This window comes from Sphaerochaeta sp. UBA5836 (genome assembly GCF_002432845.1).
GTDB lineage: Bacteria > Spirochaetota > Spirochaetia > Sphaerochaetales > Sphaerochaetaceae > Sphaerochaeta.
Genome location: NZ_DJGW01000059.1, coordinates 1 through 13,414 on the forward strand (window position 1 = coordinate 1; position 13,414 = coordinate 13,414).

Annotated in this window: 12 protein-coding genes and 1 tRNA gene; 6 read left to right on the plus strand and 7 right to left on the minus strand. The window is 51.5% G+C overall.

Features of this window, described 5'->3' with window-relative positions; translation table 11 throughout:
• Positions 1-249 (minus strand): Trp family transcriptional regulator (locus tag B3F49_RS04715; RefSeq protein WP_293909309.1); only part of this gene is annotated, 249 nt, incomplete at its 3' end.
• 110 nt (positions 250-359) lie between these two features.
• Here B3F49_RS04715 and B3F49_RS04720 point away from each other — a divergent pair.
• From B3F49_RS04720 to B3F49_RS04730, 3 genes are read left to right on the plus strand one after another with little or no spacing between them, the layout of a single operon-like run.
• The gene (locus B3F49_RS04720) at positions 360-1,238 is read left to right on the plus strand and encodes a VIT1/CCC1 transporter family protein (protein ID WP_293909312.1); all 879 of its coding nucleotides are present in this window, start codon (positions 360-362) and stop codon (positions 1,236-1,238) included.
• Positions 1,238-2,194, plus strand: a complete 957-nt coding sequence (locus B3F49_RS04725) for an aldo/keto reductase (protein WP_293909315.1) — start codon at positions 1,238-1,240, stop codon at positions 2,192-2,194. Before B3F49_RS04720 ends, B3F49_RS04725 begins: the two co-directional genes overlap by 1 nt.
• A gap of 49 nt (positions 2,195-2,243) precedes the next feature.
• Entirely contained in the window at positions 2,244-3,152 is a 909-nt protein-coding gene (locus B3F49_RS04730) for an AEC family transporter (RefSeq protein WP_293909318.1), read from the plus strand.
• Here the strand turns inward: B3F49_RS04730 and xylA are convergent.
• Positions 3,149-4,477 carry a xylose isomerase gene (gene xylA, locus B3F49_RS04735; RefSeq protein WP_293909320.1) on the minus strand — a complete coding sequence of 443 codons (1,329 nt, stop codon included), beginning with the start codon at positions 4,475-4,477 and terminating at the stop codon, positions 3,149-3,151. The two genes, B3F49_RS04730 and xylA, sit on opposite strands and share 4 nt — an antisense overlap.
• Positions 4,478-4,486: 9 nt before the next feature.
• The gene (xylB, locus tag B3F49_RS04740) at positions 4,487-5,965 is read right to left on the minus strand and encodes a xylulokinase (RefSeq protein WP_293895788.1); all 1,479 of its coding nucleotides are present in this window, start codon (positions 5,963-5,965) and stop codon (positions 4,487-4,489) included.
• An 87-nt stretch (positions 5,966-6,052) separates the two neighbouring features.
• Between xylB and B3F49_RS04745 the strand changes: the two genes are divergently transcribed.
• Positions 6,053-6,844 (plus strand): AraC family transcriptional regulator, encoded by a 792-nt coding sequence (locus tag B3F49_RS04745; RefSeq protein ID WP_293909322.1) that lies wholly within the window; start codon positions 6,053-6,055, stop codon positions 6,842-6,844.
• A gap of 46 nt (positions 6,845-6,890) precedes the next feature.
• Here B3F49_RS04745 and B3F49_RS04750 read toward each other — a convergent pair whose 3' ends face one another.
• The 3 genes from B3F49_RS04750 to B3F49_RS04760 are packed head-to-tail and all read right to left on the minus strand — an operon-like array spanning position 6,891 to position 9,900.
• Complete coding sequence (locus tag B3F49_RS04750; RefSeq protein WP_293895794.1) at positions 6,891-7,775, minus strand: ribokinase; 885 nt, start codon at positions 7,773-7,775, stop codon at positions 6,891-6,893.
• An 8-nt stretch (positions 7,776-7,783) separates the two neighbouring features.
• A complete protein-coding gene (gene cls / locus B3F49_RS04755; protein ID WP_293909324.1) occupies positions 7,784-9,319 on the minus strand; it encodes a cardiolipin synthase in 1,536 nt (511 codons plus the stop codon).
• A gap of 56 nt (positions 9,320-9,375) precedes the next feature.
• Entirely contained in the window at positions 9,376-9,900 is a 525-nt protein-coding gene (locus tag B3F49_RS04760) for an epoxyqueuosine reductase QueH (protein ID WP_293895800.1), read from the minus strand.
• A gap of 582 nt (positions 9,901-10,482) precedes the next feature.
• Here B3F49_RS04760 and B3F49_RS04765 point away from each other — a divergent pair.
• Positions 10,483-11,061: a tetratricopeptide repeat protein gene (locus B3F49_RS04765; RefSeq protein WP_293909326.1), complete on the plus strand. Its 579-nt coding sequence runs from the start codon at positions 10,483-10,485 to the stop codon at positions 11,059-11,061.
• An 8-nt stretch (positions 11,062-11,069) separates the two neighbouring features.
• Here B3F49_RS04765 and B3F49_RS04770 read toward each other — a convergent pair whose 3' ends face one another.
• The gene (locus B3F49_RS04770; RefSeq protein WP_293909328.1) at positions 11,070-13,067 is read right to left on the minus strand and encodes a patatin-like phospholipase family protein; all 1,998 of its coding nucleotides are present in this window, start codon (positions 13,065-13,067) and stop codon (positions 11,070-11,072) included.
• Between the two features lie 163 nt (positions 13,068-13,230).
• Between B3F49_RS04770 and B3F49_RS04775 the strand changes: the two genes are divergently transcribed.
• Positions 13,231-13,315: transfer RNA gene (locus B3F49_RS04775), tRNA-Leu, on the plus strand.
• Positions 13,316-13,414 lie beyond the last annotated feature (99 nt).

Below are 13,414 nucleotides of genomic sequence, written 5' to 3' on the forward strand. Positions count from 1 at the left end.
CTTTTTGCAATACGAATCCTTTTGCTTCAATATCTTCGACCCCCGGGTTATCTTGCACAAGGATATGCCATAGGAGGCAGCAATCTCGCGCTGGGGCAGCCCCTTGTACAAATCCTTCATCAGATTCCACCTGAGCCGCAGATCCTTGAGCTCATTGGGAGTCAACATCTCTTCCAGCAGCTTCTGCATGTCATTCACATCTGTTGTTGAAGCAAAAATCTTGATCAGATCCTCGTAGTTTGCATCCATGTCTCCTCCTGAGCCCTCCGTCAATACTACAGAGAGAAACCGGTGCGGTCAAGCAAAGCTATTTCCAAAACCAAACAGGGTGGATATACTTGGCTGAGGGAGCAAGCGCAATGCAGCAAAAACAAGTGAGCCGGAAGACCATGTTGGTCCTCCTCGCTCTCCAGCGGGGAGAGCTGACCGAACATCTCATCTATCAGAATCTCGCCAAACGTGTGAAGGATGAGCACAATAGCGAAATTTTGCGCCGAATCGGCGAAGAAGAACTCAGGCATGCCAAAATCTGGGAGAAGATGACGGGAAAACAAGTAAAACCCAACAAAATCAAGGCATGGTTTTACAGCATCCTCGCCATGCTGCTCGGCTATACCTTCGTCCTGAAAAAAATGGAAAGAGGAGAGGACAAGGCCAGCAAAGGCTACTCCGCCCTTATTGCTGAAGTACCACAGGCAAAACAGATTGCCGAGGATGAGGACCGGCACGAACAAGAGCTGCTTGACATGCTTGACGAGGAGCGGCTCCAATATATCGGATCCATGGTGCTCGGACTCAGCGACGCCCTCGTCGAACTCTCCGGTACCTTGGCAGGCCTAACCTTTGCCTTGCAGAACACCAGCCTCATCGCCCTCTCCGGTTTGATCACCGGAATATCGGCAACCCTGTCCATGGCCTCGAGCGAGTATCTCTCGGCAAAGAACAGCGGTGACAAGAATGCTGCAAAGAGCAGCATGTACACCGGTATCGCCTACCTCTTCACCGTTGCATTCATGGTCCTTCCCTATCTGCTTTTGGAGAGTTATGTCCATGCCCTGGTTCTCATGCTTGTCGTGGTGGTGGTCATCATCATGCTGTTCACCTACTATACCTCGATTGCCAAGGACCTCCCCTTCGGCAAACGCTTTTTGGAAATGACACTCATCAGCCTTGGTGTTGCCGCCGTATCGTTTGTGATCGGAATCCTGGTCAAGCGATTCCTGGGAATTGAGATCTAATGAAATACCTCGACTTTTTCGGCAAGCGCCTTGCCCGGATAGCCCTTGGCTGTGATCACTATGGAGCATCCATCAGCGAACAGACTGCAATGCAGCAACTCGATATCTACTATCAGAAGGGAGGCAACCTGCTCGACACCGCCCTTATCTACGGGCAGGAGAAGACAGGAGGCCCATCGACCAGCGAACAGGTGCTGGGCAAGTGGCTTCGTACAAACAACCTGCACGGCCAAGTCATAGTAGCATCCAAGGGATGCCATCCCTACAAGGAGGACATGCACCGCAGCCGAATCAACGAGAAGGACATGATGCTGGACATCAGCCGAAGCTTGGAGCAACTGAAAACCGATTGCCTGGATATCTGGTTCTTCCACCGGGACAACCCCTCGATGGGCGGCGATGAAATCATAGACCTTGCATCCCTCTTGATCGACAAGAAGCTGGTCAAGCACCTGGGTGTCTCCAACTGGAGGACGGAACGCATCGAAGCAGCCAACGTTTGGGCGAAAGCTCATGGCAAAACACCGTTTACAATCAGTGAAATCCAATGGAGCCTGGCACACTGCACCCCTGAAAGCTGGGGGGACGACACCCTGGTGTGCATGACCGAGGAACAGCGGCTGTGGTATGAGAAGGAACAGATGCCGGTGATGTGCTTTGCACCCCAGGCAAAGGGCTTGTTCTCAAAGCTGCTCTCAGGCAGGGAGGCTGCCCTCAGCGAGACTGCAAAACGCAGATTCCTCACCAAGGAAAATCTCGCCCTGGCTCCCAAGGTACAAGCATTGAGCGAGCAGCTCCAAGCAAGCCCTGCAGCCATTACGATGGCCTATCTGACCAGCCAGCGAAATCCGACGATTGCCATTGCAGGATCCAGCAGGATTGAACAAATCACCGATACCTTGGGAGGCGCCGACCTTACGCTGACAGACCAAGACTTGGCCTTTCTGCAAAGTTGAACCAAAATCCACTTGTATTCTCCCCAGAAGAGAAGATAGGATGCACCGTATGGCGCAATCATTGTTACAGGTTGCTCTTTTCCTTTTTCTGATCGCCCTTGCCAACGTACTCAAGAGGATCGGGCTCTTCAGTGAGAGAGAAGGTGCAACCCTCTCAAAAATCACCTTGAACATCACCTTGCCGGCAGCGATCGTGGCAAGCTTCAACACGTTCAAACTCGACTATTCGCTGCTGGTTCTCATCCTCTATGGGATCCTGGCAAATGTAGTGCTGATGGTGTTCTCCTACCTCAGCATGAGAAAAGAGTCAAACGGCTTGAAAGGATATGCGCTGCTGTGCGGCTCAACCTACAACGTAGGAAACTTCTCCTTCCCTTTTGTCCAAGCCCTCTACGGCCCGCCGGCTCTGGTGGCGGCCTCACTATTTGACTTGGGAAATGCCCTGATGACCACAGGCTTCACCTACTCGTTGGCTTCCACCACGGCTGGAGGAACAAAACCAAACACCAAGGATTTGCTGACGAAACTGTTCACCTCGGCGCCTTTCATCACCTACCTGATCATGATCAGCCTCTCCTTTGCAGATTTCACCCTTCCACGCTTTTTCCAGGATTGGATGCAGACCATCGGAAAAGCAAACCCGATCATTGCCATGTTGATGATCGGGTTCATGCTGGACATTCGGTTCCAAAAAGGCTGGATCAAGAAATCATTCGTGCTGCTCATCATCCGTTACGGCCTGGCAACGGTGTTTGCATATTTCATCATCAAACACACCCAGTTCAGCCAGGTCATCCGCTTCACCTTGGCTCTGGCGGTGTTCTCCCCGATCTCGACCAGCTCGGTGGCTTTCACCGAAAAGATTTCCGACCAGGGAAAACTTGCCTCCTTCACCTCTTCACTCTCGGTTATGACCAGCGCGCTTTGTTACGTCGTCCTAACCCCGCTGCTCTCTTAACCAAAAAGATAGGAGTTCAGCAGGTTGTTCAGATACTCCTGCTTTCCGCTCTTCTTCTCAATCTTGACAGCGTGTCCGAGTTTGGCCAGGTCGGCCAAACCGAGCTTGCCTTCCTCAAACTTCTTGCCGTCTCCCGTATCGAAGGAGCTATAGCGTTCCTTTACGAAGGAGTCGAGAACGCCGTCCTCAAGAATCTTCTGGGCTACTTCAAGACCAAGGGCGAAGCTGTCCATACCGCCGATATGGGCGATGAACAAGTCCTCAAGATCGGTGGAATTGCGCCTTCTTTTCGCATCGAAGTTCAAACCGCCATTGCCAAGCCCGCCGTTTCTCAAGATCACCAGCATCGCCTGGGTGGTCTCGTACACGTTGGTCGGGAACTCATCGGTATCCCAGCCGTTGATTGAATCGCCTTGGTTGGCATCGACGCTGCCAAGCATGCCGTTGTCGGCGCAAACCTGCAAATCATGACTGAACGTATGACCGGCCAGTGTTGCGTGGTTGGCTTCAATATTGCACTTGAAATCCTTCTCCAGACCCCAATTCTTCAAAAATCCGATGGTTGTGGCGGCATCGTAGTCATACTGGTGCTTGGTCGGTTCCATCGGCTTGGGTTCAATGAGGAAGGTTCCCTTGAATCCGATGCTGCGCCCATAGTCCCTGGCCATGGACAAGAAGCGTGCAAGATGCTCCTGCTCGCGCTTCATATCGGTGTTGAGCAGGCTCATGTAGCCCTCACGACCGCCCCAGAACACATAGTTTGACCCGCCGAGCTTGACGTTCACATCAAGGCTGTTCTTCACCTGTACGGCGGCACGCGCTACTACATTGAAATCAGGATTGGTCGCCGCACCATTCATATAGTTGGGGTGTGAGAACACATTGGCCGTATTCCAAAGTAGTTTGACCCCGCTTGCCTTCTGGCGGGCGAGCAACTCATCCGCAATTTTCTGGTAGGTCTTCTCATACTCCGCCGCCACTTCATGATCGGGGGATGCATCGATGTCATGGAAGCAGTAGAACGGGGTTCCCAGCTTGGTGAAGAATTCGAATGCAGCATCGGCCTTGGCGATGGCATTCGCATACTTGTCAGCCTTGCGGAAGGGGAAATCGATGGTGGCATTGCCGAACGGGTCGGTGCCATCGGCGCAGAAGCTGTGCCAATAGGCGGTTGCAAAACGCAGGTGCTCTTCCATCGTCTTGCCGGCGATCACCTTCTTTGCGTCGTAATATTTAAAAGCCAAAGGGTTCCTGCTGCCCTTTCCCTCGAACTGAATCTTGCCAATTCCTTTAAAATACTCTTGTTCTCCAACAAAATACTGCATTGTATCCTCCTATGCAAACAGAGGCGTCATCGCCTCAACATACGCTTGATAGCGGGTATAGGCAACTTCATACTGTTCGCCCGCTCCCTTATCCGGTGTACATGACTTCGACTCGTCAAAGAGCACATGCTCCTTGGCAAGATCCACAATTCTCGATCCCTCCACCGTCCACAGGGCCTGCAGGGCGGCACCGAAAGCTGCACTCTCTGAAACCATGGGAACAGCAAGCGGCAACTGCATGACATCACAGGCGATTTGGCGCCAGATGGGACTCTTTGCCCCACCTCCGGTCAGAATAATACGCTGTGGAACAAAGCCAAGCTCGCCAAAAGCATCAAGTCCACCCTTCATTGCATAGATGGAACTTTCCAGGGCTGACCGGGCAATGTTCTGCACTTTCATGTTGCTCATGTCCAGACCGGCTATCACACCCTTGCCATGGGGCAGGTTGGGAACGCGCTCACCGTTGAAGAAGGGCAACATGGTAACCCCTTCACACCCGATCGGGGCCTGTGCTGCCAGTTGGTCGAGCTGCTTGACGTCGTAGCCGAACAACGAACGAACCGATTCGGTTGTAATGGTGCAGTTCATCGTACACAACAGCGGCAGGTACCCGCCGGTGGAAGAGCAGAAAGCCGCCAGACGGCCTTTTCGGTCGGTGATGCAGCTGTCGCTGTACCCGAACAGCGTCCCGCTGGTTCCCATGCTCATGGTAAGATCACCCTTGCCGACGCATCCGGTTCCGATGGCGCCTGCCATATTGTCACCTGCCCCGCAGGAGACGGGAATACCGACCGGAATCCCCAGTTCCTTGGCCGTGGAAGGCTGCACCCTGCCACAGCTTTGGCCGGCTTCCACCAAGGGAGGCAGCATGCTGTACAGATCACGTGAATCATCGACAGCCTCGAGAACCTCACGGCTGTACCTCTTGTGCTCGACATCGAAGAAGGCGGTACCCGAAGCATCACCGGCCTCAGAGGTATACTCGCCGGTGAGATAGTAGTTGATATAGTCATGGGGCAGCAGAATGTGTGCAAGCTTGTCATATGCATCCTTGCGATGCTGCTTGAGATGCAAGATCTTGGAAAGCGTGTAGCCTGGAAGAATCTGGTTCCCCAGCAGGGAGAATACCCGGTCCTCTCCCCCGAGCCTTTCTGTCAGTTCATCACACTGAGCCTTTGTAGAGGTGTCGCACCAGAGCTTGACCGGTGCAAGCACTTCCCCGTTTTTTCCTACGGGAACGAAGCCGTGCTGCTGAGCAGAGACACCGATGCCGACAATCGCTCTCTTGATGGCCGGATCGATTTGGTCGAAACAGGACCTGATGGCATCCAGGTACCATACGGCTTCTTGCTCACGCGTCCCGTCATCCGAGCTGAACATCTGGTGAGACGCGCTCACGGTCAGCAGAACGCGCTTCGTATCCACGTCATAACAGAGCACCTTGGTACTCTGGGTTCCAGTATCAATTCCTGCAACAACTTGCATATTACCCTGTCTCCTTTGCTACAGCATCCTCCACCAGAGAGCGCATTACCATAGACAAGATTGGAAAAACATATGTATTATTGACTTATGGAACTATTGGACGCAGTTTTTGTCTTTCAGATGCATGAACAACAGGAACTCTTGTGGCACCAGCGGGTGCACAGCCACGAGAAGGGCCAATTCGAGCTGCACTACTTTGTCAGCGGCAGTGGAACATTTTCCAATGCCCACAACCGCTACGCAATCTCCCCCGGTTCGCTGTTCGTCACCACCGGCGAAACCATCCACAGCATCGAAGCAAATATTGAGGAAAGCCTTACCTACTACGCCACGCTCCTGTATTGTCCCGAGGAGCTCGAGCTGGCCCGACGCCTTGAGACCATGAACCCTATCAAAGTGGGGACAAACTGGCGCTTCTTCTTCGAGGAAGTGAGGGACAAGGGTTTGAGCCAGACCAGGGAGCTTCGCATCAGTGCCTGCCATCAGGTGCTCGGACTTTTGTACAACCTCTCCGCCGGAACAAGAGTCGAGGAAGTAAAGGGAGAGAACATCCGCCTGGAGAAAGCCATCCGCTATATGCAGCGCCATGTCTTTGACAAGGTCGATCTGCAGATGATTGCGAACCATGTACAGCTAGACCACTCCTACTTCGTCCGCCTTTTCAAAAAACGGATGAACACCACCCCGATGCAATACTACTCCAACCTGCAGCTTGAGGCAGCAAGAGCCTTGCTCACCAGTACAAACCTATCGGTCAAAGAGATTGCAGACAAGCTCCAATTCTGTTCGGAGTTCCACTTCTCCAAGCGATTCAAGCAATCCACCGGAACCAGTCCGTCCGCCTACAGGAAAACCCACCTGCAACTGTTGGGCACCTGAAGCTGCCATAGGCACCATCTCCATCATGCCTTCAAATTCCTTGGTTTTAGGAAAACACCTCTTCGGCAAGGGGTATCGAAGCCATGGCCCCCGGGCGGGAAACGGCAAGGCCTGCCGCCTTGCTGGCATATTGCAATGCTTGGCGAATCGAGCAGCCCCGGGCGATCGAAGCCAGATAATATCCGATGAAGGTATCACCGGCGGCAGTGGTATCGACAACGGGGGTATCATAGATGTCGTGATGAACCCTCAAATCCTTGAAAGCATACCAACACCCCTGCTTGCCGATGGTGAGCAGGATTTCAGAAGCGGGGTATCGAGTCACCAGCCTCTCCAGGATGGCTTTGTAATCGGACGTTTGTCGCATATCGGCAAGACCAGCACCCTCAATCTCATTGACAACAAGGATATCGATCAGCTCGAGCGGAAGGGAGAGGGCCGAAGGATCGAAGGGAGCCACATTCATGCAGACCTTCATTCCCCGTCGCTTTGCATTTTTGATCAGGTAATCGATATGGACGATCTCATTCTGAAGCACCAGTACATCGCCGAACCCGAAATGTTCCAGAGTCTGGTCGATTTCATCCGTGGCGATGGCACCATTGCCGCCGCTGTAGAGAATGATTGCATTCTGTTTGTTTGCATCCAGCTGTATCAGGGCTTGTCCGGTCGCTCCGTCATAGGTGCGGATGTGAGAGACATCGACACCATAGGAAGTCAGCAGCTGCAACAAGAAGTCACCGTCCCGGCCCACCTTTCCTGCATGGAAAACCGTTGCACCTGCCTTGGCCAAGGCTGCACTCTGATTGGCTCCCTTGCCTCCGGCACTTCGCGTAAGAGAGGTGCTTTGCAGTGTCTCCCCTCCCTTGACAATATGATCGACGGTAAAAATCAAATCGATGTTCACGGATCCGTAATTTAAGAACCTCATCACTCCTCCTACATCAGCGGTGCAGCAATTTTGAGAATCAATCCAGCCAGCCGTACATGCCATGGCCGGTTCTTCATATGCGCAAGCGATATCTGTTCACTGATCGCCAGAGTGTGCGCAATATCCTCATGCACCTTGCGAATCACCGAAGAACCATACAAGGCGACCCCGTTCTCAAAGTGCAGATAAAAGGACCGATAATCCATGTTGATCGTTCCGATGATGGCCACCCTGTCGTCGCTGACAAACATTTTTGCATGAAAAAAGCCTGGCGTATACTCATAAATTTTCACTCCGGCTTCAAGCAACGGACGATAATTCTCCCGGGTCACCGCAAAGACATACCACTTGTCCGGCATATGGGGTGTGATGATTCTCACATCCACCCCGCTTTGCGATGCAATCTTGAGGGCGGTCAGCATCTCATTGTCCAGCACCAAATAGGGGGTGGTGATCCACACATACCGCTTGGCCATGTTGATGATCTGGATGTAGGCATTCTCGGCCACATTCTCGTTGTCCAGTGGATTGTCTGCAAACGGCTGCACAAAGCCATCGGTTTTTGCGGCCAGGGTGGGCCTGTGCTTGGCAAAGTCCTCGGATTCCCCGGTCGAGAAGGCCCAAAGTTGAAGAAACATCTGCGAAAGGCTCCACACGGCATCGCCTCGCAGCTTGACTGCAGTATCCTTCCAATGACCGAATTTCAACTTTCGGTTGGCATACTCATCGGCGATGTTCATGCCGCCCGTGTACCCAATGTTGCCGTCGATCACCAGGACCTTGCGATGGTCGCGGCTGTTCAGCTTGCTGTTCAGGTGGGCTCGAAGCGGATTGAAAGCGACCACCTCCAGGCCAAGGGACCGAAGCCGGCGGTCGAAATGGGAGGGTATGTCGAAAATGGAACCGACATCGTCGTACATCAGGCAGACTCTTACGCCCATCTTCTGCTTTTCAAGCAGGACCGAGAGGAAAGAGTCCCAGACTTCCCCCTCGCTGATGATGAAAAACTCCATGAAAATGAAAGACTTTGCCTTTCTCATCTCAGACAGGACATCCAGCACCCATGCCTCCCCTGAACTGAAATACTCTACTTCGGTATTGCCCCAGACAGGAAAGCCGGTGATGTTTGCAATGTACTGCGCCTGCCGCGCCAGCGTTGGAGAGTAGCTGGACAGTGCTTTCATCGGCAAGAGCTCGCTGTAGGTCCCACCCTCTACTCCTTTTTGGTAGAAAATGTTGAGCTTTTCCAACCTTGCCCGAAGACTGGCATTGAGTTTCCTGTTTCCAAAAAACAGGTAGAACAGACCGCCATAGACAGGAATCGACATGAAAATAAGCATCCAACCAATCTTGTAGGCGGGATTGAGGTCGCGGGTGACCACAACCAAGGTCATGAGAATTGATAAGGCTGAAAGAAATTGAATCCAGAGGGTACTGTTTTGGGCGAATGAGAAAATAGTGACCAGAATCCAGATCTGCAGCGAAATCAGGACAAAGGAGATGAACAGTCTGCCAGTGAAAAACTTAAGCAGCTTTCTCAACATATTCATCCCCCTTGGCAGATGAGTATATCATCAGAACAGAGGAGAGGCAAAGTACATTACCGCATGCTGAATTCACACCCGCAGTAATGTTGTCGGTAGATTCCCAGCTCCTTTGTCAGCTTCACACTTTTGTCAAAGCCGCCCTGTTTCTTGAAATCGATGCATTCAAACCCCTCAAACTGTTTTCCAACTGAGAAAATCAGGCTGCTGTTCTTGAACCGGCTCACCGTCAACGTGGTTGTAAAATGGGAATATCCGAGCTGCCGGGCTTTGCTTGCAGCTTGGGCAAGGTTGTAGGCAAAGCACTTCGCACAGCGCAAACCACCTTCACGTTCGCCCTCATGCCCTTTGATGGAAGCAAGCCAGCTCTCATGGTCGTAGTGCTCGGCAATCACCTCAAGCTGGTACGCTTGGGCAACCTCAAGGAGAGCCTCATACCGCTTTTGCGCTTCCTCTTGGGGGAAAATATTGCTGTTTGAGAAGTACAGCACAGGCTTCCAACCCTCGCCGACCAAACGCTCGATGCTGGCTGTACTGCAGGGACCGCAACAGGCGTGTACCAGAATATCTCTCTCTTCCATACCGATACGATACGGCAAACAAACCTCTCTTGCAACCACTGTCCAATCCTTGTAGAGTACAAACGTATAAGGGAGGTCGATACGCATGAAACGAAAAACCAATTGGGGACTTTGGATGTCTGTGCTGGTTACAATCATTGTTTTTACACTTGCCATCCCCACCTACAGCAAAATCCTCTTGCTTGCACTCTATATTCTCGGAATCATCTATCTGAAACGAAGTGTTTTTTATTATGTGAAAGCCAACCGGAAAATCACCAGTGAGAATCAACAGGACTGGGACCAGGCCTGGCCTCTCTATCGAAAAGCCATCAAGGCTGGGCTCCAGAAATCCTTCGTCGTCACATCGGCAAGCATGTTCCTCCAGAAAGGTGATGCAACAGAAGGAAAAGCAATACTGGAACAGTATCTACAGTCGTCAACCGGCAAGGACCCCAATTTGGACAATATCGCCAAGACTATGCTCAGCATGGCTTACTGGATGGATGGAGACTTGCAAAAAGCAATCCAGACTGTCGATCAGGTCTATGAAAGTGGGTACCGNNTGACAAGAACCTTTTCATCAACTACACCACCTACGCGTTGGAAAAAGGAGATTTGTCCAAGGCGAAAGCATTGTTGGATGAATCAGCTGAGATGGAGAACTCAAGCCCCGGCATCAGGGACAATCGTGGATGGCTGTACATCCTGCAAGGCAATTGGGAACAGGCCGACGAACTCTTTTCCGATCTCATACAGAAAAATCCCCGGTTTCCCGAACCGTATGTACACTATGCCCAGGTACTCATCCACTACGGACAGGTGCAGGCTGCAATCGACATGCTTAGGCGAGCGCTCGAGGCTCGCTTCTCCAATACCTCCGGCATGAAGCAACAGCATATCCAGCACCTGCTGGACAAGCTCGAAGCAGCTGAAACCAGGCTCAAGACTGCCAAGGAAATCGATGCAGATCCCGTGAATGTGGCTTCAGGCAGGATGCCCAAGCCGCTTGAGGGGACCTTCGCTGCTCAGGATTCAGAAATCTTGGAAGGGTTTGCCGCCCGTCCCAGCAAGCCGCTCAAGCAAAAAAAGCGAAAGCAAGAGGATGAAGAAGAACGACTGCCCAATACAGACTTGACTGAAGCGGATTTGCAGTACATCAGGGAGCACAACCTCGAATAGGACCAGAACTAGAAGATTACGTTGAAGTAGAATCCCCAAACAAAGGTATTCACACTCTGATCCCAACCACCATACACCGTGAAAGGAAGGGTGCGGATACCGAGCAGGGATATGTCGGTCTGCATTTCCAAACCCAATGAGAGAGCCGGCATAAAGCTGTTCCGATACCAAATCAAATCGGAATAGATCGCCAATGAGGAGTCCTGGAATATGAACAACTCGGCCATGGTCGGCCTGAAGGATTTTGGTCGATATCCCAAGGAAAAGTTGAGTCCAACCAGATGATTGGCAGGATTGGCCGAGAGACTCAAATTGTGGCCTTGTGCCTTGATCAGGGTATTGGTTGTCCTGAAACCGTCGCTGGTAAAGAAGGGGACATCCCCGTTGCCATCCAAGGCAAAACGCGCGTAGCTTTCTACTGAAGCAAACATGTCCCATCGACTTTGCACAAGTTCCGATTCAGCCCTGGCGGAGAGGAACGACCGATTGACCGAGTAATCACCGAGAATCTGGTAGGAAAAGGCAAGAGACGTGTCAGTGAAGTTCCAGATTTGATTCTTCTGGTCTGCCAACAGGCCTTCCAAGCGAACCGTATAGAGATACGAAGTATCATTCCAGGAATCGGTATACGAGCTGTTCTTGTAATTGCTCATCTGTTCGAAGGACTGCATCAAGCCGAGTCTCAGCTTGTTCTGCAGTGTAAAGAGCCTGCCTTCAAGCACCGCTCCAAAAGAGAGGATCGGAGCTTTTTTTGCAACATCAAACAGAAGGGAGGCATACCCCGTAGCCTTGACATGCTTCAGCAAGTGATAATCGACTTGGGTCCTCACTACAGGAACTGCGCCAAAATGATCATTGGTAACGAAATTCAAGGCGTAGCCGGCATTGGCAGACAGGGAGAGGTTCCCTGACTTCCATATATACTTCAGACCAAGAGTCATATCATCCTTGAGGGCAGAGGTATCGAAGTCGGAAAAATCACTATCCAAGCCCAAGCCGAGCAGGTGCGATGGAATATTCACCGGTACCTGACTGAACAAGTCATACTGTTCTTTGCTGGCCTGTAATTTTTCCTGGAGCTGCAGCCTCAACTCCAGCAGCTCTGCACTGATTCCACTCTTATAGACTTCGGAAAGGCCTTCTGCCTGCAGTTTTGCGGATTCATACCCTTTTTGAGAAAGATAATCCGCCTTGGAAAACTCCATGAAGGAGACATCCTCGACATCGTTTCGAATCCAGATGACTTTGTCGAGGGACCTCTTGAGCTCTTCCACTCCCCTTCTTCGTTTTCCAATGTCCAGGGAAACATTCAGCACGGTCAACGGATTCTTGAGGTTCAAGGTATCCACATCGTAGAAGGTTGTAGAGACGATAACCGAATCGGAATATTCATATGCCAAGTCGACGGGAACAATATTGGTTACACCGCCGTCAAGCAGCAGGTGCCCGCGATACTCTACCGGAGGGAAGTAAACAGGAAGTGCATAGCTGCCCCTGAGTACCCTGTAGTAATCGCCCTCGCTGATATGAATCTGGCGTTTTGTCACCAAATCCTCATTAATCACAATGATGGGAATGGGAAGATTCTCCAGCTGCAAGTCGGGTCCGAGTATGGAGGCTACCTTGGCCAGGAAGCGGGAAGAGTCCAAAAAACCGCCTTGTAAAGGCAGGGTTGTATCGAAGAGACTTTGTATGGAAACCCCGGTGATGCTTTGGAGAATCTGGTCGGGGGAGAGACCCGCCGCGTACATCAGGCCTACGATGCTGCCCATCGAGTTGCTGATAATGAAATCAACGACGATATCCTGCTCCTCAAGGTATTTCAATACTCCGATATGGGCGAAAGCACGGGCGGACCCGCCGCTGAGCACCAACCCTACGGGAGACCGTTCCCCTTTGGTTCGCTCAAGTATACGCTGTCTGAATTGTGCATCACCATAGGCAATAGGAAGGTCGGCACTGAGGATGTCATCTGCATCCTTGCCTGTCAAATTGGAAACGGTCATACAAAGTAAGAGAAGCATGACCAAGAATGTTTTAGGACTCTTCACAATTCCCTCCGAGTACGTTCTACTCTAAAGCAATTACATTGAAAAGACAATCTGCCGCTATTTTTTGTAAACTGTGTTGCTTTTTCCAAACGGATTTGGTAGCATGGTTCTCGCTGATGCCGGCGTGGTGAAATTGGTAGACACGTCAGACTCAAAATCTGATGGATGAGTAATCCGTATCGGTTCGATTCCGATCGCCGGTAAAATTTTAGGCATTAAGTTCTTATAATAGAACAAAATAACAAAGTACACCTGTGGACAACTGTCCATAAGTGTACTTTTTTTATCTCAAAACGCAGCAT

What these genes read in the sequence shown, in the direction of transcription:
- B3F49_RS04720 (WP_293909312.1), top strand. Translation starts at nt 360, where the DNA reads ATGCAGCAAAAACAAGTGAGCCGGAAGACCATGTTGGTCCTCCTCGCT.
- B3F49_RS04725 (WP_293909315.1), top strand. Translation starts at nt 1,238, where the DNA reads ATGAAATACCTCGACTTTTTCGGCAAGCGCCTTGCCCGGATAGCCCTT.
- B3F49_RS04730 (WP_293909318.1), top strand. Translation starts at nt 2,244, where the DNA reads ATGGCGCAATCATTGTTACAGGTTGCTCTTTTCCTTTTTCTGATCGCC.
- xylA (WP_293909320.1), bottom strand. Translation starts at nt 4,477, where the DNA reads ATGCAGTATTTTGTTGGAGAACAAGAGTATTTTAAAGGAATTGGCAAG.
- xylB (WP_293895788.1), bottom strand. Translation starts at nt 5,965, where the DNA reads ATGCAAGTTGTTGCAGGAATTGATACTGGAACCCAGAGTACCAAGGTG.
- B3F49_RS04745 (WP_293909322.1), top strand. Translation starts at nt 6,053, where the DNA reads ATGGAACTATTGGACGCAGTTTTTGTCTTTCAGATGCATGAACAACAG.
- B3F49_RS04750 (WP_293895794.1), bottom strand. Translation starts at nt 7,775, where the DNA reads ATGAGGTTCTTAAATTACGGATCCGTGAACATCGATTTGATTTTTACC.
- cls (WP_293909324.1), bottom strand. Translation starts at nt 9,319, where the DNA reads ATGTTGAGAAAGCTGCTTAAGTTTTTCACTGGCAGACTGTTCATCTCC.
- B3F49_RS04760 (WP_293895800.1), bottom strand. Translation starts at nt 9,900, where the DNA reads ATGGAAGAGAGAGATATTCTGGTACACGCCTGTTGCGGTCCCTGCAGT.
- B3F49_RS04770 (WP_293909328.1), bottom strand. Translation starts at nt 13,067, where the DNA reads ATGACCGTTTCCAATTTGACAGGCAAGGATGCAGATGACATCCTCAGT.